Raw genomic sequence first — 23,786 nt, 5'->3', positions numbered from 1 at the left:
CGGAAGATGGGGGGAAACCTTTTCCCAGACCTCATCCCTGATGACGAAACGTCCCGTGTTCATCAAAACCTCCTTGCAAAAGGAAGTTTGAATCACTTTTTGACGCTCTTGGGAATCCCTTAAATGTCAACAGGCCCTAGTGCAACGGGAGCAAGCGCGACCCGCCGCTACTGCGGCGCCCCCGCGGAGGCTGCGGCCCGCCAGGGTCGCCGCCGTGAGCGACAAGACTCCCGCCGCCGTGAGCGATAAAGACCTAAAGTGAATCCCAGGAACTGGGGTTCGCTTTAGGCAGCTTCCAGCAGCACCGCGGTACCCAGGCCGCTGCCGGCCGGGATGGTGGCGCCGCCGCGTTTGAGATGGCGCTGCTTCAGCGCATGCGCCAGGTGGACGGCGATGCGCATGCCCGACATGCCGACGGGATGGCCCAGCCCGACCGAGCCGCCGTCGACGTTGAGACGCTCTGAGGCCCACTGGCCCTGGCGCTGGCAGGCCACCAGTTGCACCGCGAAGCCCTCGTTGCATTCAATGAGATCCAGGTCTTCGGTACGCATTTCGGCCGCTTGCAGGGCGGCGTTGAGGGCGTCGACGCAGGAATAGCCCATCAGGTTGGGATCGCAGCCCACTTGGGCCATGCCCGGCATGATGAAGCGCGCCAAGGGCTCGAGGCCGAGCTTTTTCAAGCCCTTTTCGTTGCACACCAGCGCCGCCTCAGCGCCGTCGTTCATGCCGGCGGCGTTGCCGGCGGTAATCGTTCCGCCCTCCTGCACCGGCGGCAATCCGGCCAGGGCCTCGACGCTGATGCCGGGACGGGGATGTTCGTCGCGCTCGAATAGCTTGGCGCCGCTGCGCCGCTGGGGCACCTCGATGGGCACGATCTCGTCGTCGAGCCGGCCCGCGTCCATGGCTTCCAACGCCCGGGTGTGGGAGACCACGGCGTAGGCGTCCATGTCCTCGCGGCTGACGCCGTCGACACGGGCGTGTTTCTCGGCTACGTCGATCATGACCTTGGGATCGTCCCACATCTTGGAGCCGGCGTAGGAGGCTTCAGTGAACATGTCGTGAAACACGGTCCCCCCCATGCGCAACCCCCAGCGCGCGCCGCGCACGATATGCGGCGCCTGGCTCATGGATTCGAGGCCCAGCGCCAGCACGCAGTCGTACTGCTCCAGCGCCACCTGCTGGGCCGCCAGGATCAGCGCCTGCATGCCCGAACAGCACTGCATGTTGAGGGTAAAGGACGCCACCTCGTCCGGCACGCCGATGAGCTTGCCCACCACCCTGGCAGGGTTCGATTCGATCAGATCATGCATCACCATGCCAGCGACGATGTGCTCGATGTCAGTGGGCTTGACGCCGTTGCGCTCGAGCAGCGCCTGGCTCACGGTGGCGCCGAATTGGGAAGCCCTGAGCGGCAACAGCGAGCCGCCCAGCCCGCCGATCGGGCTTCTCACGCCATCAACCAGATATGCTTGCGAGGCCATTTTTCCTTGTCCTTGTCCTGGTCCTTGAGCTGTTTGCCGGGCCGGGTTCAGTCCCCGTCGCGGATCTTTCGGTTTTCCGTCTTTAACCAAACGATCGTTTGGCTAAGGTATGGGATTCGATTTGCCCTGGCAAGTGTTTTTTGCCGGCCCAACATTTTTGCCCTTGACCGCCCGGGGGCACGTCGATACCTTAACCTAACGATTGTTTGGTTTGCATTGTTACCGAACACGGCAAAGCGCGCCAACCAATTGATCGACAGCGACAGGAGGGTGGCGATGTTCGACAAAGATACCCTGGCGGTTTCCCAGGAACTGGGCGAAGAGCGCGAGGCGACCTACGCCAAGATGGTCGAGAAGTTCGGCAACCAGGCACCGGCCCGGGCGCGCAATCCGGAGACCCATTCCGGCCTGCCCATCAAGACGGCCTACTTTCCCCACGATGTCGAGGGTATCGATTTCAGCCAGATCGGGGCGCCGGGCCAGTATCCCTTTACGCGGGGCAACCTGGCGGCCCAGTACCAACTCATGCACTGGGCCAACCAGCCGGTCATCGGCTACGGCCTGCCGGAACACACCCGCGAGCGCATGGACGCCCTTTCGGCCCAAGGCATGATCGGCTACTTCGGCCAGAAGTTCTACAACCTGGTCTACGACCTGGTCTCCCATGAAGGCATCGACCCCGACCATCCCGGGGCCCGGGGCCGCATCGGCCAGTGCGGCATGGCGACCTACACCAAGGCCGACATGGCGACGCTGTTTGCCGACATGGACCTGACCAAGATGAACGTCATCCACATCACCTACTTTCAGGTGATTCCGGCGCTGGCGCAGTACATCGCGCTGGCCGAGGAAAGGGACCTGGGCCCCGGCGATCTGCGCGGCAACTCGATGAACTGGTACCACCAGTCGGCCTACACCGGCATGAGTACGTTCCCTCCCGCCCAGGGCCTCAAGCTGGCCGTCGAGCTCATTCATTACTGTTCCAGGAACATGCCGCGCTGGAACACCACCAACCTCTTCGGCTACGGCATCGAGGAGGCTGGCGGCAACGCCGTGCACGAGATCGCGCTGATGCTGGCCTACGGCATCGACCTGGTGCGGGCTTGCGTCGAATCGGGCCTCGATGCCGACCAGGCGCTGCTGCGCATCGGCTTCCAGATCGCCCAGTCCAACGACTTCTTCGAGGAGGTCTGCAAGATCCGGGCGCTCAGGCGCATCTGGGCCTCGACCATGCAGGAACGCTTCGGCGCCAAGGACCCGCGCGGCATGCACGTGCGCATCCACACCCACACCGCCGGCTCGGCGCTGACGGCCCAGCAGCCCTTGGTCAATCTTGTGCGCACCACGCTGCACGCCTTCGGCGCCGCCATGTCGGGCGTCCAGGCCATGGAGGTTTCGTCCTACGACGAGGCCTTCGCCATTCCCACCGAGGATTCGGCAACTCTGGCGCTGCGCGTTCAACAGGTGATCCAGGAGGAGACCAACATCACCTCGGTCTCCGATCCCCTGGCCGGCTCCTACTACGTCGAGGCGCTGACCGACCAGATCGCCAACGCGGCGCTCGAGATGGTCGACGAGATCGAAGCCCAGGGCGGCTACGTCGAGGCCCAGCGCAACGGCTGGATCCGCCGCCAGATAGAGGCCTCGGCCGAGCGCTGGCGCGAGATGATCAACCAGGGCAGCCGCCGCGTCGTCGGCCTCAATTGCTACCAGACCGAGGAAGAGTCGAACCAGCAGGACCTATTCAAGATCGATCCCGAGGTCGAGCGCGTGACCCTCGAGCGCCTCGACGAATTGCGCCAAAGCCGCGATCAGAAGCGCCACAAAAAGGCCATGGCGGCCTTCGAGAAGGCCATGGCCGCCTTTGCCGAAAGCGAGATCAAGGATCTGGGCCGGGGCGACATCATCGAGACCGCCATCGAGGCCTCGCGGGCCGACGCCACCAACGGCGAAATGATGAAGGTCATGAAAGACGCGCTGGGCTGGAACGCACCGCACGAGTATTAGGCGGAGGAATCACCATGAGCGAACCCGTACGCGTACTGCTGGCCAAACCCGCCATGGACAGCCACGACCGCGGTATCCGCTATGTCGCCAAGAAGTTTCGCGACGCCGGTTTCGAGGTCATCTTCACCAACTTCCTGCTGGCCCCCGAGATCGTCGCCACGGCGCTGGAAGAGGACGTCAACGTGATCGGCGTCTCGAGCTCGTCGGGCGGCCATATGCCGGTCTTCGAGGAGCTCGTCGCCGGCCTCGAGGAGATCGGCCTCGGCGAGGTGCTCTTGCTGGCCGGCGGCGTCATCCCGGCCGACGACGAAGTGCAGCTCAAGGAATGGGGCGTCGCCGCCATCTTCGGTCCCGGCACCAGCGCCGAATCGGCCATCGAGCTGATCCAGGAAAACCTTGGCCGGGCAAAGGAGGACGCAGCATGAGCGCGGACGCATTCAAACACGTCGCCATCCTCGGCGGCGGCGGCCTGATGGGCCACGGCATTGCGCTGGCCTGCCTGCAGGCCAGCGCCGTTCGTGTCACCCTGGTCTCGCGCAAGCAGGCCAGCATCGACCTCGGCATGGAGCTCATCGAGAAGGGCCCTTTCGGCCTGCAAAAGGGCGTAAAACGCGGCAAGATCACGGAGGATCAGGCCACCGAGATCATGGGCCGGGTCGCGGGCAGCACCGACTACGCCAAGGGCTTGGCCGGCGCCGATTTGGTCTTCGAATCCATTCCCGAGATCGTCGACGTCAAGCAGGATGCGCTCTGTGAGGCGGAAAAACACGTTGCCAGCGACGCCGTCTTCGCCTCCAACACGTCTTCCATCATGATCTCCGAGCTGGCCGCCAAGATGGATAACACCAGCCGCCTGGTGGGCACGCACTGGTTCTATCCCTCCAACATCTTGCCGCTGGTCGAGGTGGGGCGTAGCGAGCTCACCGGCCAGGCCGAACTGGATAAGGTGGTCGGGTACCTCGCCGCCATCGGCAAGAAACCGGTGGTGGTCAAGGATTCGCCGGGCTTCTTCATGACGCGTTTCATCAACCTCTATGTCGCCGAGGCCATCCGCCTGGTCGAACTCGGCGTCGCCGGCCCGGCCGAGATCGACGAGATGGTCAAGACCGGCCTGGGTTGGCCCATGGGCGTTTTCGAGCTCTTGGACGACACCGCCAGCTTCGACAGCTTCGTGCAGGCCCAGAGCTATCTTTTCGAGACGCTGGGCGAGCGCTACGCCGTGCCGGCGCTGGCCCGCAAGGTGATCCTGGCCGGCTACAAGGGCGATCCCAAGTTCAAGCCCGATTCCAAGGGCGGCTGGTACGAATTCCTCGGCGCCGAGCGGCCGCCCAAGCCGGAAAAGAAGAAGAAGGGCTAGCCACAAGGCGCCAAGGGGGCCCCATGACGGCCAAGGCCAGGGTGGAGCGCGAACTCAGGGAGCCGACCGACTTCGGCCCGGAAAGCTACGTCGAAGCGCAGGTCCTGGTCACCAACGCCTGCAATCTGGAATGCAGCCACTGCTTCGTCTTCCGCGACGACAACCCCAACTCGCCGCGCGACAAGATGGACGAGGCCAACATGCTGCACCAGTTGCGCCTGCTCAGGGACAAGCACGCCATCAAATCGATGCTGTTCGTGGGCGGCGAGCCGATGATCCGCCGTGATCTGGTGCTCGAGGGGATGAAGCTGTTCGACAAAAGCACCATCGTCACCAACGGCACCTATGGCATTCCAAGCGTGCCGGGGCACACGGTGGTGGTCTCGCTGGATGGGCCAAAGCGCCCCAACGACGCCATCCGCGGCGAGGGCGTGTTCGAAAAGGTCAAAGAGGCCATTCATGGCCGCGATGCGGCCGACAGCACCTCGGTGATCGTGCAGATGGTGCTGACGCGGCAAAACGAATCCCACCTCGAGGACTTCGTCGAGGAGCTCAAGGACTGGCCCATCTCGGGCCTCGCACTTACCTTCTATGTGCCTGCCCGTGACGACCACGGGCCGTTGGTCTGGCGGGACCTCGCCGATCGCGACCCCGTGGTCGAGCGTCTCATAGCCCTCAAACGCCGCTATCCCGGCCTGATCAAAAGCCACGTCGAGGCGCTCGAACTGATGCTGTCGGAGGTCTGCCAGGAGACCATCGGCGAGAACGGCGAAAACTGCGAATTGCGCAAGACGCTGCCGCTATACATGGGTGACGCGGGCAGTTTCGAACGCACCTTTTGCTGCTACGGCAACGACGTCGATTGCGGGCGCTGCGGCGCCTACATGGTCTTCAACCAGGCCTTCCATTTGGCCCGGGGCAACAGCGGGCATTTTCCCATCTCGGGCGGCAGTATCTAGGCCTCCGGGGTGCTGATCTTGCGCAGCAAACCGAGCAGCTGCCGACGCTCCAAAGGGCTCAAGGGCGCCAAGAATTCATCCTCGGTGTCGACCAGCGTTTGCATCACCGCCTGTTTCTGATCGCCGTGCCAATCCGCCGGTTCGATGACGAACGAGCGGCGATCTTCGGGCGAGGGCACGCGGCGCACCAGTCCGGCCCGCTCCATGCGGTCCAGCGCACCGCTGAGGCTCGACGAGGCCAGCGACATGTGGCGCTGCAGGGCGCCTACCGAGAGCGGCCCCTGGAGCCACAGTTCCATCAGCATGTTGGCCTGCAGGGCCGACAGGCCATGGCCCTTGAGGGCCTCGCCAAAGCTGCGGTTGAGGTGGCGGAAGACCCGGCCCAACTCGTTGGCGGCCGAGTCCTCGAAGCGCGCCCGCAGGGGATTATCTCGCATACGAAATTCTTTCCTTGAGTATATCTCGGAAACGAGATATATACTGTCACACCGGCCCAACGTTCTCAATCGCCGCGGGCTGCACAGGGAGGGAGGCCGACATGGGTGCCAAGAACGAGCTCAAGAACCCGACCGATTTTGGCGAGCGCAGCTTTCCGGCGGCGCTGGTTCTGGTCACCAACGCCTGCAATCTCGATTGCAGCCATTGCTTCGTCTACCGCGACGACAATCCCAACTCGCCGCGCGACAAGATGGACGACGCCAACATGCTGCACCAGTTGCGCCAGCTCCGGGACAAGCACGGCATCAAGTCGATGCTCTTCATGGGCGGCGAGCCGATGATCCGCAAGGACCTGGTTTTCGAAGCCATGGAGCTCTTCGAGCAGTGCTCCATCGTCACCAACGGCACCTATGGCATTCCCTCGGTGCCCGGGCATCTGGTGACGGTGTCGCTGGACGGGCCGGAAGAGCCCAACGACGCCATCCGCGGCGAAGGCGTTTTCCAAAAGGTCAAAGACGCCATCCATGACCGCGAGCTCGGCGACGGCACCTCGGTGATGCTGCAGATGGTGCTGACGCGGCAGAACGAGGCCCACCTCGAGGACTTCGTCGAACAGGTCAAGGACTGGCCCGTCACAGGTCTCGCCTTTACTTTCTACGTGCCCACCCGGAACGACGAGAGCCCGCTTTTTTGGCGGGATCTCAAGGAACGCGACCGCGTTGTCGAGCGCCTGATGGCGCTCAAGCGAAAGCACCCCAACCTCATCAAATCGAACATCGAAACCCTCGAGATGATGATGTCGGACATCTGCATGGAATCAATCGGCGAGAATGGCGAAAAGTGCCTGTTGCGTAACGTGCTGCCGCTATACATGGGCGACGAAGGCAGTTTCGAGCGCACCTTTTGCTGCTACGGCAACGACGTCGACTGCGAGCGCTGTGGCGCCTACATGGTCTTCAATCAGGCCCACCATCTGGCCCAGGGGGATCTCGGCCACCTGCCGATCTCGGGCGGCAGCATCTGAGGGACGTTCAAACCCTACGGAATAGCCCGAACCAGAAGCGCTGGACCATGCCGCCAGGCGTGACGTGATCGTCGAAGGCCTCGGCCCGCAAGGCGTACCCGGGGCCCAGCTCGCGGCCCATGCGGGCGGCGTCGTAGCGCACCACGGGCAGGCCGGAGCAGCGTTCCGGGCCGTCCATGGCGAAGGTGCCGACGACGATGTGGCCGCCCGGCTTCAGGGCCGCGCCGAGAGTCGTGAGGTAAGCGGCGCGCTCGGCCGCCTTGGTGAGAAAATGAAAGACCCCGCGGTCGTGCCAGAGATCGAATTCGGTGTCAGGCCGCCAGGTCGTGACGTCGGCTTGCAGCCAGTTGACCTGGTCTCCCAGCCGCGCCCGGCCGGCCTCGATGGCCGCCGCCGTGGTATCGAGCACGGTGACGGCGTAGCCCAAGCCGTGCAGGCTGTCGGCCAAGGTCGAGGCGCCGCCACCGACGTCGATCACCGCCGCCCCGGCGGCCAGGCCGGCTTGCCCGATCAGTTCCAGCGAAACCGTGAGCTCGGTCTGGTGCCAGCCCACCTGGTCGACTTCCTTGCCGGCGTAGACCCCCTGCCAGTGCTCACGCCGCTCGACGACCGGATCGCTCACGCCGCGTCCTGGGCCTCCTCTTGCGGCAACTCATGGGCCTCGGCCAGCGCCCGTGGCACGCTGACCGGCAAATCCAGCAGCATCTGGGCGTAGGCCTTGCCCTGCGGGTCGGTGCGCAACGAGGCGATGCCGCCGCCGCCAAGCGCATCCAGCAGCATGAAATTGAGGCCATGGATGCCGGGCAGCTGGTAGCGCACCACGTTGCCCTCGAGATAGTGCTCGAAATATTCCGCCACCGCCGCCTCGGTGACGGCCCGGTTGATCCAGGGCAGGAACTCAGGATCCCGGGCCACCAGGCCGATGTTGGCATGGTTGCCCTTGTCGCCGCTGCGGCCATAAGCCAGCGCGATCAGCGGCACGGTGACCGGATCCTCGGGATCCGATTCGGGAAGAGCCGGAGTCTGGTCGGGCAGGCTGGCCGGATCGAATCCGCCGTCCGTCGCCAGCTCGCTGGGCCGGCTTTCGCCCTCGACGTCGACCTCGACCGGCACGGCGGCCTTGTCGATGAGGAAGGAAAACAGCCGGATCACCGGCTGGGGACGCGCCCGGCCGGGCTGGAAAACGCTGATGCCGGGCGCCGCGCCCAGCGCCGCCTGGGCGATTTCCAGCGAATAGAGATCCAGCGCCTCCTTCTGGTCGTGCCTCGCCGAGACCTTGAGCACGATCTCGCGGGCTGCGCCGGCGCGGGTCTGGGCGCCGTACATCTCTTCGGCGCCGAAGGTCTCGATGCGGGTTTCGCGATAATCACCGAGATTGCGTTCGCGGAACATGCGCCGCGTGCGCTCGAAGATGGCTTCGCCCGTGCGCCGCGCCTTGGCGGCGGCGTCGCGGCCGCCCAGCATTACCGAGGTGGCGCAGCGAAAGCCGTCCATGTAGGTGGCCGAGACCTTGTAGGTGGCGCTCGGCGGCCGTCCACGGGCACCACTCACCGCCACCCGGTTTTCTCCGGCCTGGGTCATGGTGACGGCGGTAAAATCACAGGAGACGTCGGGCAAGAGGTAGGCCCGCGGGTCGCCGATCTCGTAGAGCATCTGCTCGCCCACCGTGCCCGGCGTGATCAGGCCGCCGGTGCCGTCCACCTTGCTCAGCACGAAGGAGCCGTCGGCTTTGCATTCCGCGATGGGATAGCCCATGTCGTCCCAGCCCGGCACGAGCTGCCAGTCGGTGTGGTTGCCGCCGGTGGCCTGGGTTCCGCATTCGAGAATGTGGCCACAGAGACTGCCGGCCGCCAGCAGGTCGTAATCGTCCACCTGCCAGTCGAATTCGTGGATCAAGGCCGCCAGCGTCACGGCACTGTCGACGACGCGGCCGGTGATCACCACGTCGGCGCCATCGGCCAGGGCTTCGGCGATGGAGAAGGCACCAAGATAGGCGTTCATGCTGGCGAGTTTTTCCGGCAACGCCTCGCCGCTGGCCCACTCGGTGGGCCCGAGCGCCCGGACCTCGTCGAGTCTCGGCATCAAATCGTCGCCCAGCACCACCGCTACCTTGAGGCTGACGCCGGCCTCGGCGGCGATCTTGCGCACGGCCTCGGCGCAGGCCTGGGAATTCATGCCGCCGGCGTTGGCAATGACGCGGATGCCCTGTTCCGCCACCGGCCTGACGATGGCCGGCATGACGTACTGGATGAAGTCGATAGCGTAGCCGGCGTCCGCGTTCTTCGCCTTGGCCCGGGCCAGGATCGACATGGTGACCTCGGCCAGGTAGTCGAAAACCACGTAGTCGAGCTTGCCGCCCTCCACCAGTTGCACCGGGGCCGCGTTGGTGTCGCCCCAGAAACCGGCGGCGCCGCCTATTCTCACGATGTCCTTGGCCATTTTTCTCTCCCGCTCTGTGGCCCCCCGCCGGGCCCCACGGGGGCCTTTTTTCCTCTTCAACGTTGGCACACCAGGGCGGCGAAGGAAACCGGAAACGGCGGGGCTTTACAAACCTGGTGGGATTGCCTATTATACTTACCAACTGATCGGTAGAAATGAAATGCAGACAGAAACACAAGCTCCGAGCAGCCGCGTCCAACGCGGTAAGGAGACCCGCGAGCGGCTCTTGCAGGAGGCCGAGCAGGGCTTTGCCGCCAGGGGTTTCTACGGCACCAGCCTGCGCGACATGGGCCGCCGGCTGGGCATGCCCAACGCCTCGCTGTTGCACCATTTCTCCAGCAAGGCCGCCATCTATGCGGCCGTGCTGGAGCGCATCGCCGAGAGCCTCGAGGAGGTCTACGCCCAGGCAGCCGAGGCCGGCCTGGCGCCCGACGGCCGGGTCATGGCGCTGGCCGATGCGCTGCTCGAGTGGACCGAGCGCCGGCCCCACTACGCCCAGATCGTGATGCGCGAGCTGATGGACAACGTAGGCCGCACCGAACGCGTCGAGCACTGGATCTTCGGCGAGGTGCTGCACCGCATGGCCGGCCTGGTGGACGAGGCTTTGGCCGGCCGTTTCTCACGCCCCGACGCCATGCTCTTCCTCTTTCACATGATCGGCTCGATCAGCTACTTCCAGGCCGGCCTGCCCACCCTGGCCGGCGTCACCGGCCGCAGCGAGGCCGAACTGGCGGCCGCCTACCACCTGGAAATCCGCGATTACCTCAGCCGGGCGCTCGGCGCCGACGGCTGACACCGCACGATTCGTTCCACTCGAGGAGAACCCTATGCCGACCGTGCTTTACGAAAAGCGGGGCAAGATCGCCAACGTCACCATCAACCGCCCCGAGGTGATGAACTGCATCGATCCCGACACCCATCGCTTGTTGTGGGAAACCTGGGCCGAATTCGACGCCGACGACGAGGTCGAGTTGGCCATATTCACCGGGGCCGGCGACGAAGCGTTTTGCGCCGGTGCCGATCTCAAGCACTACATTCCGCCGTTGCTGACGGCCGACGCCCTCTATCCCCGCCAAAAGGTGGCCGACGGCTTTGGCGGTATCACCCGCGGCCAGCACCGCATCTTGAAACCCATCATCGCCGCCGTGAACGGCTGGGCCCTGGCCGGCGGCTTCGAGCTGGCCATGGCCTGCGACATTCGCATCGCTTCCGATCAGGCTCAGTTCGGCTCCTTCGAGGTGCGCCGGGGCTACCACCACGGCGACGGCGGCGTGGCCCGGCTGGTCAACATCTGCGGCAGCGGGTTCGCCCTGGAGATGCTGCTCACCGGCGAGCCCATCGAGGCCCAGCGGGCGCAACAGGTCAACCTGGTCAGCCGCGTGGTGCCGCACGGCGAGTTGTTGGCGGCGGCCGAAGAGACGGCGTCGAAGATCCTGCGCAACGACACCTGGGCCATCCGCTCGGCCAAGGAGACGGTGTTCGAGATGATCGGCCGCAATCTCGAGGACCAGCTCAGGATCGATTGCATCTACGGCTATACGGGCGTTGCCAACCCGCCGGTGATGGAGCGCTTGCAGGCCTTCTACGACAAGCGCGACCGGGGCCGCGTCGGCAAACACGCGACGGCGACCTGAGGGCCGGATAGACTTGCCGCCGGGAGCAAAACCGGGAGCCATCGCATGACACTCGAAAACAAGATCGCCATCGTCACCGGCGCCGCTCAGGGTATCGGCCGGGCCAGCGCCGAACGCCTGGCGGCCGAGGGCGCCGACGTAGCGCTCTTCGACATCAATCCCGAGGTCGCCGAGGTGGCCCGGGCGGTCGAGGACATGGGGCGGCGCGCCACTACCCAGGTCGTCGACATCGCCGATCCCGAGGCGGTGCGCGGCGCCGTGGCGGCGGCGGCCGAGGCGCTCGGCCCGGCCGACATCCTGGCCAACGTGGCCGGCATCGTGGCCAACATCGCGCCGCTCACCCGCATGACGCCGGAGAAATGGCAGTGGGAGCTCGGCGTCAACCTCGGCGGCACCTTCAACATGATTCAGGCCAGCATCCAGGCCATGATCGACAAGGGCTGGGGCCGCATCGTCAACGTCTCCTCGACGGCGGCGCGGGGCGGCCTGCCCGGCCAGATCGGCTACAGCGCCAGCAAGGCCGGTCTCTTGGGCGTGGCCCGCAACGTCGCTGTCGAGCACGGCCGCCACGGCGTCACCTGCAACACCGTGCTGCCCGGCTTCATCGAGACCGAAACCGTACTGGCCATGCCAACCGAGATCCGCGACGGCCTGATGGCCACCAGCCCGGTCCGGCGCTTCGGCACGGTCGAGGAGGTGGCCAACGTCATCGCCTTCCTCTGCGGCCCCCAGTCGGGCTACCTCAACGGCGCCGAGATCGACATCGACGGCGGCCAACAGCTCAACACCATGACCCTGGCCAGCCGCAAGGCTTACAAGAAGTAGGGGGCAACATGGCCGAAAAGCCGCTGGCGGGCGTTACCGTACTCGAATTCACCCGCCTCCTGCCGGGGCCGCTGGCCGCCATGTTTTTGGGCGACCTGGGCGCCGACGTGATCAAGGTCGAGGACACCAAGTTCGGCGACTACATCCGCAAGATCGGGCCGATGAGTGGCGAGAACTCGGCCCGTTTCCATGTGCTCAACCGCAACAAGCGGTCGCTGCGCATCGATTACCGCAGGCCGGAGGGCCGCGACGCGGTTGGGCGACTGGCGGCCAACGCCGATATCCTGCTGGAGGGCTTCCGGCCCGGTGCCATGGCCGAGCTCGGGCTCGATTACGAAACCTTGAGCGCGCTCAATCCGCGGCTGGTCTATTGCTCGCTCTCGGGTTTCGGCCAAACCGGGCCGCTCAGTGGCCGGGCCGGCCACGACATGAACTACGCCTCATACGCCGGCCTAACCGACCAAATAGGCAGCCGAGGCGGCCCGCCGTCGGACGCCAACTTCCAGTTCGCCGACATCGCCGGCGGCACCACGGGCGCTCTGATGGGCATGCTGGCGGCGCTCTACGACGCCCGGCGCTCGGGCCGGGGGCGCTATGTCGACGCCTCGATCACCGACTGTACGCTGGACATGACGGTGATCCCCATGTCGAGCTGGAACGCCGACGGAAGCGTCCCCGAACGCGGCAACGATATTATTTCGGGCAAGTACCCCTGGTACGGCTTCTAAGAAACAAGCGACGGTAAGTACGTGCACCTCGGTGCCCTGGAATGGCGCTTTTGGCAGAATTTCTGTGACGCCATCGGCCACTCCGAATGGGGCGAAAAGCAGTACGCCGAAGGCCCCGAGGCGGCCGCCATCCACGCCGCCATCGCCGCCCATTTCCTCACCGACACCCGCGACCACTGGGTCGAAACGCTGGCGCATCTGGATACCTGCGTGGCCCCGGTCTGGACACTTGAAGAGGCGCACGAAAGTGCGCTTTTCCGGGCCCGCGAGATGTTCGTCGAATACGACCACCCGGTCGATGGCAAGATCGTCCAGGCGGCCTTCCCGCTGAAGATGACGGATTTCGACTTCGAGGTGCGACCGGCGCCGTTGCATGGCGAGCACACGAACGAGGTCCTGGCTGAAGCCGGACTCGACGAAACCGAGCTGGAGGGGCTGCGTGGGGCCGGCGTAATCTAAAGCCCGAACACGCGCTCGGCATTCCGGCCGCGGACCTTGAAGCGGCTATCGGCGGGCAGCGAATCGACGCGCAGCAGGCAGCCCCGCATGTCGCCGATGTTGTGGGGATAGTCGGAGCCGTAGAGCACGTTCTCGGACCCCGCCACGTTGAGGCATAGCTCAAGCGCGCCCTGGCTAAAGACCACTGAATCGTAATAGAGCTGCGGCAGGTAGGTCGAGGGCGCGCGATCGATGTGCTCGCGGGTCGACGGCATGTTGTCGTAGCAGATGTCCAAGCGGCCGGCCAGGTAGGGCAGATAGCCGCCGCCGTGGCAGGCGATGATGCGGAGCTTCTGGTAGCGCTCGAAAAAGCCGTCGAAGATCATGCGCGAGACCGCCAAGGTGGTGTCGAAGGTGAAACCCACCGAAGCCACCAGGTTGTAGCTGAACATGTCCATGGCACCGACGCCCGGCGGCGCCGCGGGATGCACCAGCACGGGCAGCGCCCGGTCGTCGATGGCCTGCCAGATGGGCGCGAGCGTTTTGTCGGTGAGCGACATCTCGCGCACGTTGGCGGTGACGAAGACGCCGGCGCTGCCGGCCGCTACCGAGCGTTCGAGCTCGGCCACGGCGGCTTTGGGATATTGCCAGGGCAGCGTCGCGAACCAGCGGATGCGGTCGGGATAGGCGGTTTGTTGGGCCGCCATGTCATGGTTCATCAGGCGCGCGCTCTCGGCACTCACGGCCTCGTCGCCCCAATAGACGCTGGGACAGGTCAGCGAAACGATGGCCAAGTCGACCCGCGCCTGGTCCATGTTCTTGATGCGCAGGTCGTAATCGAACATGCCGTCCTGCAAGGTCATGAAGGGGGCGCCGTCCATGTGCACCACCTGCTGGCCCTTGAATTCCTTGACGGAGTAGTGCGGCCCGCCGTGCTGCTTGATGCGGGCCAGCCATTCGTCGTTGAGCATATGGGTGTGGACGTCGATCACCGTCATGAGGGGGTCCTTTCTTTGCGGAGAAGAGGGGTGATTATTTGCGGCGCCTGCCATTCCTGTCCGGATGCGGGCGCCTGGGGCACCAGCCGGGCGAGGCCTAATGAGGCCAGCGCCATGGCGCTGCCAGAGAGAAAGACGGCGGCCGGCGAGGCCAGCCACAAGAGCCCCAGCACGACCGGCAGGCCGACCGCGGCGATGTGGTTGATGGTAAAGGCCATGCCGGCCGAGCCGGCGAAGTCGGCCGGGTCGGCGATCTTCTGGAAATAGGTCTGGATGGCGATGGCCATGGCGAAAAACAGATGATCGAGAATGTAGAGCCCCACCGCCAGGGCGGCACTTTCGACGAAGGCATATCCGGTGAAGACCAGGATCAGCCCGAGGTATTCGAACGTGAGCGCCCGGCGCTCGCCCCAGCGCCCGATGAGACGGCCGATACGCTCGGCAAACAGGATGTTGGCCAGGCAGTTGACCAGGAACATCAGCGCAATGGCGGCGGCGTCGAAGCCGAAGCGCTCGACCATCAGGAAGGCGGCGAAGACGACAAAAATCTGGCGCCGCGCTCCCGACATGAAGACCAGAGCGTAATAAAGCCAGTACCGTCGGCGCAGCACCATCTGCTTGCGCTGGGGCACCTGGGCGGCAAAGCTTGGGAAGGCCAGGCGGGCGGTGACGGCCAGGGCCACCGTGGTGGCGCCGCCGATCAGGTAAACCCAGCGGAAATCGAGCGCCAGCAATTCCATGGCGGCGTAGACCAGGGCATAGGCCAGCAGCGAGGCCAGCGAGGTGGCAGCGATCAAGCGGCCCAGCAGTGCCGGCGCGCGTTGCTTGTCGAACCACTGCAGCGCTAGCGAGCTTTGCAGGGTCTCGTAGTAGTGATAGCCCAGCGACATCACCAGCGTGGTGAGGCAGAGACCCATGAAGCTGGGGAAAAAGCCCGTCACCATGATGCCCAGCCCGAGTAGCACCAGGGCCGCCAGGGCCAGGGTCTGCTCGGCCAGGACCAGCAAGAGGAAAACCACGGCGAAGGCAAGAAATCCCGGCACCTCACGCAGGCTTTGCAACACGCCGATGTCGGCGCCGTCGAAGGCCGCTCGTTCGATGGCGAAGTTGTTGAGCAGCACGTTCCAGGTGGCGAAGGCTAGCGCCGAGGCCGAGGCCATCAGCATCAGCATCACCTCGGGCCGGCGGCGCCATGGGAGCTTTGCGATTGGGGACAGGGACTCGGCGAGCATGGGGGCTAGCGTAAACGCAGTGGGCCGCACGGCGCAGCCTCAATCTGACGGATCGCGGCTGCCTTCAGCCGCCGTTTTGCAGGCCGTCCGAGACGTCGTTGAAAATATTCGTAAGATCGCTGCCCAGCGCCGTCACAATGGCGATGATGGCGACGGCGATGAGGCCCCGGCGATGAGGCCGTACTCCACTGCCGTGACGCCGCCGGCGTCGCGCCGGAGCCGCTTGAGGAGGGGTCCAAGTGCGTTCATGGCAGGTCCGGTTGTAACAGCGATTGGTTAACGTATCCTTGGGATATCCCGGCTCCAGATCAGGGTTCCCGCTAGTGCTTCGGCCAACTCGCCGAGCCCCGGCGCCCTTGAAAGAGCCAGCAAGTGGCCCTGGCAACGGCGGCAGTCGCTGGCTCCGAAACCCGGAACCTGCGTCGCGCCGCGGGCCGTCAGCCAGTCCACGACGTCGCATTCGCCGGCCGCCGCGAAGGCCGCGAAACCATAGAATCGGACCAGCGCGGGCGGCGCCCCGGTCAGCCAATCGAGGTGCCAGTGCCGCGGCTTCTGGCGCCTGAGGTGCCGCGCCAGGCGGGCTCGCGGGCCACCCGGCCCCCGGGCGCTGCCGGCGTAAAGGTAAGGCCCCGGCGCCAGCGGTTGCGGCGCCAGGCGCTGGGGCAGCCGCCTGGGAGCGCGCAAGTCCAGCACCAGGGCATAGGCCCCGGCGCCCTCCGGCACACCGGCCAGGGCGCCCCGCATGGTCCTGCTGACCCCTGCCATTTCGCCGCTTCCGCTTGTTTCCGGGCGCTTTAGACCTACCATAATTGCGCAAATTCCTCTTTCCCGGAAGCGCATCATGAAGATCAGCATCGTCGGCGGCGGCCCCGCCGGGCTTTACTTCGGGCTGCTGGCCAAAAAGGCCGAGCCGGACCGCCAGATCGACATCTATGAGCGCAACCGGCCCGACGACACCTTCGGCTTCGGCGTGGTGTTCTCCGACGAGACCTTGTCGGGCTTTCTCGATTATGACCGCGCCAGCCACCGCGAGATCGTCGACAGCTTCGCCTATTGGCACGAGATCGACGTGCGCCTTGGCGGCCGGGTTGTGCGCTCGGGCGGCCACGGATTCTGCGGCATGTCGCGGCGCAAGCTGTTGCAGATTCTGCAACACCATGCCCAAGCCGCGGGCTGTGCGCTGCATTTTGAACACGAGATCATTGACCCCTCGGGCTTTGCCGACAGCGATCTGATCCTGGCCGCCGACGGCATCAACAGCGCCCTTCGCGACGCCCGCCCAGAGGCCTTCGGCACCAGCCTGGACTGGCGGCGGAACAAGTTCGTCTGGCTCGGCACCAGCTTGCCGCTGGAGGCCTTCACTTTCATCTTCGAGCAAAACCAGCACGGCCTCTTCCGCGTCCACGCCTACCAGTTCGAGGCCGAGACCAGCACCTTTATCGTCGAGTGCACGGAGGAGACCTGGCGCCGCGCCGGCCTCGACCAGGCGGCAGAGAGCGACACGTTGGCCTATTGCCAGAAGCTTTTCGCCGCCCACCTCGAGGGCCACGAGTTGGTCGCCAACCGCTCGCTCTGGCGCACCTTCCCGACGGTGCGCAACGAGCGCTGGTATGATGGCAACGTGGTGCTGCTGGGCGATGCCCTGCACACGGCGCATTTCTCCATCGGCTCGGGCACCAAGCTCGCCATGGAGGACGCCATCGCGCTGCACGAGGCCTTGCAAGCCACCCCGGACGTGGCCGACGCCCTGGCCGCCTACCAGGGCGGCCGCCAGGACGAAGTGGCCAGGCTGCAACGCACCGCCGAGACCAGCCTGATCTGGTTCGAGGACACCGAACGCTACCACGGCCTCGAGCCCGAACAGTTCGCCTTCAGTCTGCTCAGCCGCTCCAAGCGCGTGACCTACGAGAATCTCAGGCTGCGCGACCCGGACTACATCGCCGGCATCGACGCCTGGTTCGCCGAGGACGTGAGAAAGAAAGGCCTGCCCCTGGCAGGTAATCCGCCGCCCATGTTCACGCCCTTCCGGCTTGGCGACCTGGTGCTGGCAAACCGCGTCGTGGTCTCGCCCATGTGCCAGTATTCGGCCCGGGACGGTCTGCCCGGCGATTGGCACCTGGTGCACCTGGGCAGCCGCGCCGTCGGCGGTGCCGGACTGGTCTTCAGCGAAATGACCGGCGTCTCGGCCCAGGGCCGCATCACGCCCGGCTGTACCGGCATTTACAACCAAGCCCAGTGCGACGCCTGGCTTCGCATCGTCGATTTCGTGCACGCCAGCTCAGCCGCCAAGATCTGCCTGCAACTGGGCCACGCCGGACAAAAGGCGGCGACCAAACTGATCTGGGAAGGCGACAACGAACCGCTGGACGAAGGCTCCTGGCCGATCATATCGGCCTCGCCGCTGCCCTGGTTCCCCCATAGCCAAGTGCCGCGCCAGATGGACCGCCAAGACATGGGCCGGGTAAGCCACGAATTCGTGCGTGCCGCGCGCTATGCCCAGGAAGCCGGCTTCGACATGATCGAAGTCCACATGGCGCACGGATACCTGCTCTCGAGCTTCATCTCGCCGCTTTCCAACCAGCGCGGCGACGACTACGGCGGCATCCTGGAAAACCGCCTGCGCTACCCCCTCGAGGTCTTCCAGGCTGTGCGCGAAGTCTGGCAGAAACCCATATCCGTGCGCCTCTCGGCCACCGACTGGGTACCCGGCGAGGGTTTCGAGGCGGCCGAAGCGGTCGAGCTGGCGCGCGGGCTCAAGGCACTGGGTTGCGACATCATCGACGTCTCGGCGGGCCAGACCTCGACCCGGGCCAAACCCGTCTACGGCCGCATGTTCCAGACCCAATTCGCCGAACGCATCCGCCTGGAAGCCGGCATTCCCACCATCGCGGTGGGCAACATCACCAGCGCCGACCAGGTCAACACCATCATCGCGGCCGGCCGCGCCGATCTCTGCGTCCTGGCCCGGCCACACTTGTCCGATCCCTACTTCACGCTGCGCGCCGCGGCCCATTACGGCCAGGCCGACCAGCCCTGGCCCGAGCAATACAGCGCCGGCCGCGACCAGGCGCTAACGCTGGCCGAGCGCCAGAACGAGGAACTCGTCGAGCTCCGCCTGGCTGTCAAGCCGGCCCGGCCCACGGATGACGCGGCGCCGGCCCCGGATCTATCGGCGCTACGGATCTAAGCGGCGCCAGGGGCGCTTTTAGTACCCGATCACCTGCAAGAAGATCAGCACCATACCGAGCCACGACACCATGAACGCTCCCGTACGGATCCAGGGCACGCCGGCGATGTGGACGACGGTGCGGACCAATTGGCCCCAGAAGAAGAGCCTGGCGCCCAGCGCCGTCATTTCGTTGCTGGCGTTGCCGACGTGGGCCAGCAGCACCAGGGCCGCGAAGGGCGCCAGGTTTTCGACCCAGTTGGCGTGGGCGCGAATGCTGCGCAGTGCCCAACCGGGCAGGGCCGGCGGGTCCTCGGGATAGCCGGCCGTGGCGGCTAGGCCCCAGGTTTGGGCGCGGGCCAGGACGTAGGGAAGCCAGAGCAGGATGCAGATCAGGGCCGCATAGGCCAGCAACCTGAGTTCGATCGAAAGTTCCGACATCGGTAACTCTCCTGTCTTGTCAAACTGTGCGATGGCCACGAGATATAGTATAAGCCGTCGAGCATGATGCTAGATATTGAAGTTTGACGCCATTCCGTAAAAGGCGATCAGACCACGTTGAGCTCGCGCACCGGCTTTTGTTCGATGATGCGCTCGCAGCCAAAGCGCGAGAGGTCGAGCGTGGCGTAGCTGCCGAACGTTATGAGTTCGCTGAGCGCCCGGCCCACGGCCGGGCTTTGCTGCAGGCCGTGGCCGCTGAAGCCGTTGGCCAAGATGAAGTTTTCGACCTCGGGATGGGGCCCCAGGATGGCGTTCTGGTCGAGCGTGTTGTAGGCGTAATAGCCGGCCCATGTGCGCTGGAGCTTGAGGGTCTCGAAGGCCGGCACGCGGCGCGCCAGCAGCGGCCAGATGGTCTCGAAAAGGTCGTTGTCGACCTCCAGGCGGTCGCGGTCGGGGTCCTGGTCGGCGGGCGGCGAGATGCCGCTGAGGAAAGTTTGGCCCTCGGGCCGGAAGTAGAGCCCCGTGGGATCGATGACCAGCGGGCAGTCGCTGATGGGCTGGGGGCAATCTATGACATGGACGATGCGTTTTCGCGCCCGCACGGGAAGTTCAAGGCCGGCCAGGGCCGCCAGGCGGCCGGCGCGGGGGCCGGCGGCGTTAACCGCGATGGCGAATTCGAGTTTTTCGCCCGAAGCGAGCTCGGCAGCCACCAAGGCGTTTCCCTGGCGCTCCAGAGCGACCACTTCGTCGCGCCGGTAGCGCACCCCCAGGCTGATGGCTTTTTGCTTGAAGGCCTGTAGCAGCGCATAGGGGTCGAGCCAGCCCTCGTTGGCCAGACCCAGCGAGCCGGCCGCCAGGTCGTCTACGGCCAACCAGGGAAAACGCTGGGCCAGTTCGGCCGGCGTCAGCAGCGCAACAGTGGCGCCGCATTCGATCTGCGTCTGGTGGTTGGATTGCAAAACGGGGAGCGACTGCTCGCTGGCAAGGAACAAATAACCCGATTCGCGGAAGGCAATATCGGGGGCCTCGCCGTCGACGGCCAGGTGCTGACCGGCGGAGCGAAAGAACTCGGCGCCGAACAGCGACATGCGGATGTTTTCCGGCGTCGAGAACTGCTGCCGGATCGAAGCCACCGACAGCGCCGTCGACGAGGTGGCGTATGTTGGATCACGCTCGACGACGGTGATCGTGCCGGCAAAATTCGGCTCGGCCGCCAAAAAATACGCCACCGCACTGCCGATGACGCCGCCGCCGATGATCAACACGTCGGCTTTCTCGTCCATTCCCGAACCTTTCCCCGCTTCCCGCCCACATTGTGCCCGGCGATTCCTATCGTGCATACTGCGCCGGTTTCGCGGAGAGGAAAAAAATGCGTGATTTCCAGTCTCCCGGCCGCTCGGCGGTACGGGCGCTCAACGGCATGGCCTCGACCTCTCATCCCCTGGCCAGCCAGGCGGCGGTCGAGATTCTCAAGGCCGGCGGCAACGCCGTCGATGCGGCCATCGCCGCCAGCGCCGTGCTCTGCGTCGTCGAGCCCCAGTCGACGGGCATCGGCGGCGATTGTTTTGCCCTGGTGGCGCCCGAGGGCAGCGCCGACATCGTTGCCGTCAACGGCTCGGGCCGGGCCCCGGCACGGGCCACAGTGGACTGGTACCTGGAGCGCAAGATCGGGCGCATACCGCATTACGAGAGCCACGCCGTGACCGTACCGGGGGCCATCGACGCCTGGGCCACGCTGCTCGATCGTTTCGGCACCATGGAACTCGGCCGCTTGCTGGGCGCCGCCATCGACTTTGCCGATGATGGCTATGTGGTGCACGAGAGGGTGGCCCGCGACTGGCAGTTGGCGGCCGACAAGCTGGCCCGGGACGAGAATGCGGCGCGCATCTTCCTGCCCGGCGGCAAAGCCCCGGCGGTGGGCGACGTGCACCGCCAGCCGGACCTGGCGGCAACGCTGCGCACCATCGCCGCCGAGGGCCGGGATGGGTTCTATAGAGGGCCCATAGCCGAAGACATCGTGGGTTACTTGAATTCCCTCGACGGGCTGCATTCCCTGGAGGATTTCGCGACCCAGGAGACCGAGGTCCTGGCCCCCATCAGCACCACCTACCGCGGCCACCAGGTTTTCGTGGTACCGCCCAACAACCCGGGCATCACGGCGCTGCTGATGCTCAACATCCTCAAGAATTTCTCGTTTGCCGGCCTCGATCCCCTGAGCATCGAGCGTTTTCATCTCGAGGGCGAAGCCACGCGCCTGGCCTTCAATGTGCGCGAGACCTACCTCGGCGATCCGCGCCAGGCCGAGGTGCCGGTGGAGAACCTGCTCAGCAAGGACTTCGCCCAGGTGTTGGCCCGCGAGGTCAGCCGCGACCGCGCCATGGCGCTCGAGGCCATCCGCCCGCCCGGCCACCCCGATACCATCTACCTCAGCGTCGTCGACAAGGACCGCAACGCCGTTTCCTTCATCAACTCGACCTTCCATCCCTTCGGCTCGGGGTTGTGCAGCCCGACCGGCGTAGTGCTGCAAAACCGCGGCAGCGGCTTTCGCCTCGAGCCCGGCCACCCCAACTGCATCGCACCCGGAAAACGCCCCCTGCACACCATCATGCCCGGCATGCTGGCCCGTAATGGCCGCGCCGTCATGCCCTACGGCGTCATGGGCGGCCACTTCCAACCCGTCGGCCAGGTTCATGTGCTGACCAACATGCTGGATTTCGGCATGGACCCGCAGGCCGCCATCGACTGCCCCCGCGGTTTCCACTTCAACGGGGTTTACGGGCTGGAAAGCGGCGTTCCCGAAGCGGTGGCTGCCGGCTTGAGCGGCCTGGGCCACAGCACGAGCCGCGTCGCCAGCCCCTTCGGCGGCGGCCAGGCCATCTGGATCGACTGGCAGCAAGGCACGCTGGCGGCCGGTTCGGATCCGCGCAAGGACGGCTGCGCGATTGGCTATTAGCGGCGCTCTGCCTAGCCCGCATTTCTCACCGGGTCATGGCCTGCGCGTCGCTGTCGCGCCGACAGGGTAGGAACGCAGCAATGCGCGATGTGGGACATCGGGCAAGCAGCGTGACGCACCCTGTCGGTGCGACAGCGGCGCCCGAAGGGTCGCCCCCAGGTGAGAAATGCGGGCTAGACCTCCGCAAACGCCTCGTTGTAACGCGCCGTGCCGCTGACGGCGGCCAGGGCGCCGGGGCGCAATTCGAGAACCCGGAAGGCTTCGGGCGGGGCTTCGTATTCGCAGGCCAGACCGTGGCGCTGGGCCACTTCGAAGCCGAAACGTTCGTAGTAACCGGGATCGCCGAGCACGAAAACCAGATCCCAGCCAGCCGCCGCGGCAAGGCCGGCCTTGATCAGGCGGCCGCCGATGCCGCGGCCCTGCTGGTGCGGCGCCACGGCCAGTGGCGCCAGGCCGAGGCAGCAGAGATCATGCGGGTTTGCCTCGACGGTGATGGGGCTGAAGGCGATATGGCCGACCAGCGCATTGCTGCGCTCGGCGACCAGGGAAATCGTCAAGGCATCCTGGACGCGGAGCGCGGCCACCAGATCGGCCTCCTCGGGCCGGCCGAAGGCGGCCTCGACGACGGCGGCGATGGCAGCGCTGTCGGTTCCGGTTTCCTCGCGAATCAAGGTCGCCACTAAGAGCCCGCCGAGCGGGTGCGGGCGCGCTGGGCCACCAGGGCGTAAACGCTGTCGATGGTGGGGGTGGGCTTGCCCACCAGGCGGCCCATCTCGGCCACGGCGCCGACCAGGGCCTCGAGCTCCAACGGCCGGCCGCGCTCCAGGTCCTGCAGCATCGAGGTGCGGTGATCGCCGACCTCGGCGGCGCCCTCGATACGGGTATCGACGTCGATGGAGAACTCGGCGCCCAGCGCCTCGGCCACCTGCTGGGCCTCCGCCATCATGGCCCTGGCCACGGCCCGGGTGCCGGGATCGGTTGCCATCCCGGTCATGGTGGCAGCGGTCAGTGCGCTGATGGGATTGAAGGAAAGGTTGCCCCAGAGCTTCATCCAGATCTCGTTGCGGATGCGGGGCCGCAAGGGCGATTTGAAGCCGGCTTCGATGAGCAGTTGGCTGAGTGCCTTGGCGCGCGCGCTTCGGCTGCCGTCGGGCTCGCCCAGCGGCATGCGGTTGCCGTATTCGTGGCGCACCACGCCGGGCTCGACGACTTCGGAAGCCCACCAGACGACGCAGCCGATGAGGCGTTCGGGTCCCAGACCCCGCCATTGCACGTCATCCGGGTCCAGGCATTCCAGGCGGTGGTTTTCGTGATTCCCCGCCAGCCCGTGGAAATACCACCAGGGTATGCCGTTGACGGCCCAGACCACGGCCGTCTCGGAGCCCAGCAGCGGCGCGATGTCAGCGACAACGGCGGCCACGGAATGGGCCTTGAGCGTAACGATGACGTAGTCCTGCGGCCCGGCCTTGGCCGGATCGTCGGTGGCCGCGACGGCCACCGTGCTTTGGCTGCCGTCGGCTTCGATGAGCGTCAAGCCACCCGCCCGCATGGCGGCCAGGTGGGGGCCGCGGGCGATCAGGGTAACGTCGGCGCCAACTTTGGCCAGGCGGGCGCCGAGCAGGCCGCCGATGGCGCCGGCGCCGAAGACGGCGATTTTCATGCCACC

At 65.8% G+C, this 23,786-nt stretch carries 21 protein-coding genes and 1 pseudogene; 11 read left to right on the top strand and 11 right to left on the bottom strand.

Going from position 1 to position 23,786, the window contains the following annotated elements:
• Positions 1-284: 284 nt before the first annotated feature.
• Entirely contained in the window at positions 285-1,481 is a 1,197-nt protein-coding gene (locus tag QGG75_18165) for a thiolase family protein (GenBank protein MDP6069155.1), read from the bottom strand.
• Positions 1,482-1,757: 276 nt separating this feature from the next.
• Here QGG75_18165 and QGG75_18160 point away from each other — a divergent pair, with 276 nt between their 5' ends.
• Genes QGG75_18160 through QGG75_18145 form a run of 4 tightly spaced genes read left to right on the top strand, consistent with a single transcriptional unit; the run spans position 1,758 to position 5,804 of the window.
• Positions 1,758-3,488, top strand: coding sequence for an acyl-CoA mutase large subunit family protein (locus QGG75_18160; protein ID MDP6069154.1), 1,731 nt, complete (start codon positions 1,758-1,760; stop codon positions 3,486-3,488).
• 14 nt (positions 3,489-3,502) lie between these two features.
• Positions 3,503-3,913 carry a cobalamin-dependent protein gene (locus tag QGG75_18155; GenBank protein MDP6069153.1) on the top strand — a complete coding sequence of 137 codons (411 nt, stop codon included), beginning with the start codon at positions 3,503-3,505 and terminating at the stop codon, positions 3,911-3,913.
• Positions 3,910-4,845, top strand: coding sequence for a 3-hydroxyacyl-CoA dehydrogenase family protein (locus tag QGG75_18150; GenBank protein ID MDP6069152.1), 936 nt, complete (start codon positions 3,910-3,912; stop codon positions 4,843-4,845). The genes QGG75_18155 and QGG75_18150 overlap by 4 nt, the downstream gene beginning before the upstream one ends.
• Positions 4,846-4,868: 23 nt before the next feature.
• The gene (locus QGG75_18145; GenBank protein MDP6069151.1) at positions 4,869-5,804 is read left to right on the top strand and encodes a radical SAM protein; all 936 of its coding nucleotides are present in this window, start codon (positions 4,869-4,871) and stop codon (positions 5,802-5,804) included.
• Here QGG75_18145 and QGG75_18140 read toward each other — a convergent pair.
• Positions 5,801-6,241: a MarR family transcriptional regulator gene (locus QGG75_18140; protein MDP6069150.1), complete on the bottom strand. Its 441-nt coding sequence runs from the start codon at positions 6,239-6,241 to the stop codon at positions 5,801-5,803. The genes QGG75_18145 and QGG75_18140 overlap by 4 nt on opposite strands.
• Positions 6,242-6,342: 101 nt before the next feature.
• On the opposite strand from QGG75_18140, the gene QGG75_18135 reads away from it, so the two are divergent.
• A complete protein-coding gene (locus QGG75_18135; GenBank protein MDP6069149.1) occupies positions 6,343-7,266 on the top strand; it encodes a radical SAM protein in 924 nt (307 codons plus the stop codon).
• Between the two features lie 7 nt (positions 7,267-7,273).
• Here the strand turns inward: QGG75_18135 and QGG75_18130 are convergent, their stop codons facing one another.
• Both QGG75_18130 and QGG75_18125 read right to left on the bottom strand, forming a co-directional pair.
• A complete protein-coding gene (locus QGG75_18130) occupies positions 7,274-7,888 on the bottom strand; it encodes a class I SAM-dependent methyltransferase (protein ID MDP6069148.1) in 615 nt (204 codons plus the stop codon).
• On the bottom strand, positions 7,885-9,705 hold the full coding sequence (locus QGG75_18125) for a DUF1446 domain-containing protein (protein ID MDP6069147.1): 1,821 nt from the start codon (positions 9,703-9,705) through the stop codon (positions 7,885-7,887). Before QGG75_18125 ends, QGG75_18130 begins: the two co-directional genes overlap by 4 nt.
• 160 nt (positions 9,706-9,865) lie before the next feature.
• On the opposite strand from QGG75_18125, the gene QGG75_18120 reads away from it, so the two are divergent.
• The 4 genes and pseudogenes from QGG75_18120 (at position 9,866) to QGG75_18105 (ending at position 13,351) form a co-directional block, all read left to right on the top strand.
• Positions 9,866-10,498: a TetR/AcrR family transcriptional regulator gene (locus QGG75_18120; GenBank protein ID MDP6069146.1), complete on the top strand. Its 633-nt coding sequence runs from the start codon at positions 9,866-9,868 to the stop codon at positions 10,496-10,498.
• Between the two features lie 34 nt (positions 10,499-10,532).
• Positions 10,533-11,339: an enoyl-CoA hydratase-related protein gene (locus QGG75_18115; protein ID MDP6069145.1), complete on the top strand. Its 807-nt coding sequence runs from the start codon at positions 10,533-10,535 to the stop codon at positions 11,337-11,339.
• A 45-nt stretch (positions 11,340-11,384) separates the two neighbouring features.
• Positions 11,385-12,164, top strand: coding sequence for an SDR family NAD(P)-dependent oxidoreductase (locus QGG75_18110; GenBank protein MDP6069144.1), 780 nt, complete (start codon positions 11,385-11,387; stop codon positions 12,162-12,164).
• Positions 12,165-12,172: 8 nt separating this feature from the next.
• A pseudogene (locus tag QGG75_18105) lies at positions 12,173-13,351 on the top strand (CaiB/BaiF CoA-transferase family protein).
• On the opposite strand, the gene QGG75_18100 reads toward QGG75_18105, so the two are convergent.
• From QGG75_18100 to QGG75_18090, 3 genes are all read right to left on the bottom strand, one after another.
• Complete coding sequence (locus tag QGG75_18100) at positions 13,348-14,328, bottom strand: amidohydrolase family protein (protein ID MDP6069143.1); 981 nt, start codon at positions 14,326-14,328, stop codon at positions 13,348-13,350. The pseudogene QGG75_18105 and the gene QGG75_18100 overlap by 4 nt on opposite strands.
• Entirely contained in the window at positions 14,325-15,560 is a 1,236-nt protein-coding gene (locus tag QGG75_18095) for an MFS transporter (protein ID MDP6069142.1), read from the bottom strand. Before QGG75_18095 ends, QGG75_18100 begins: the two co-directional genes overlap by 4 nt.
• Before the next feature lie 276 nt (positions 15,561-15,836).
• Positions 15,837-16,325 carry a DUF123 domain-containing protein gene (locus QGG75_18090; GenBank protein ID MDP6069141.1) on the bottom strand — a complete coding sequence of 163 codons (489 nt, stop codon included), beginning with the start codon at positions 16,323-16,325 and terminating at the stop codon, positions 15,837-15,839.
• Between the two features lie 76 nt (positions 16,326-16,401).
• Here QGG75_18090 and QGG75_18085 point away from each other — a divergent pair, with 76 nt between their 5' ends.
• Positions 16,402-18,747 carry a bifunctional salicylyl-CoA 5-hydroxylase/oxidoreductase gene (locus tag QGG75_18085; protein ID MDP6069140.1) on the top strand — a complete coding sequence of 782 codons (2,346 nt, stop codon included), beginning with the start codon at positions 16,402-16,404 and terminating at the stop codon, positions 18,745-18,747.
• A gap of 18 nt (positions 18,748-18,765) precedes the next feature.
• On the opposite strand, the gene QGG75_18080 is transcribed toward QGG75_18085, so the two are convergent.
• Together QGG75_18080 and QGG75_18075 are read right to left on the bottom strand one after the other, a co-directional pair.
• Positions 18,766-19,167, bottom strand: coding sequence for an MAPEG family protein (locus tag QGG75_18080; GenBank protein ID MDP6069139.1), 402 nt, complete (start codon positions 19,165-19,167; stop codon positions 18,766-18,768).
• 107 nt (positions 19,168-19,274) lie between these two features.
• Positions 19,275-20,450 (bottom strand): FAD-binding oxidoreductase, encoded by a 1,176-nt coding sequence (locus QGG75_18075; protein MDP6069138.1) that lies wholly within the window; start codon positions 20,448-20,450, stop codon positions 19,275-19,277.
• An 86-nt stretch (positions 20,451-20,536) separates the two neighbouring features.
• Between QGG75_18075 and ggt the strand changes: the two genes are divergently transcribed.
• The gene (gene ggt / locus QGG75_18070; protein MDP6069137.1) at positions 20,537-22,120 is read left to right on the top strand and encodes a gamma-glutamyltransferase; all 1,584 of its coding nucleotides are present in this window, start codon (positions 20,537-20,539) and stop codon (positions 22,118-22,120) included.
• 173 nt (positions 22,121-22,293) lie between these two features.
• On the opposite strand, the gene QGG75_18065 is transcribed toward ggt, so the two are convergent.
• Together QGG75_18065 and QGG75_18060 are read right to left on the bottom strand one after the other, a co-directional pair.
• Positions 22,294-22,800 carry an N-acetyltransferase gene (locus QGG75_18065; GenBank protein MDP6069136.1) on the bottom strand — a complete coding sequence of 169 codons (507 nt, stop codon included), beginning with the start codon at positions 22,798-22,800 and terminating at the stop codon, positions 22,294-22,296.
• Positions 22,800-23,780 (bottom strand): 2-dehydropantoate 2-reductase, encoded by a 981-nt coding sequence (locus tag QGG75_18060; GenBank protein ID MDP6069135.1) that lies wholly within the window; start codon positions 23,778-23,780, stop codon positions 22,800-22,802. Before QGG75_18060 ends, QGG75_18065 begins: the two co-directional genes overlap by 1 nt.
• Between the last annotated feature and the right edge of the window lie 6 nt (positions 23,781-23,786).

This window comes from Alphaproteobacteria bacterium, assembly GCA_030740435.1.
Lineage (GTDB): Bacteria > Pseudomonadota > Alphaproteobacteria > UBA2966 > UBA2966.
This window is presented reverse-complemented; position numbering and strand designations above follow the sequence as displayed.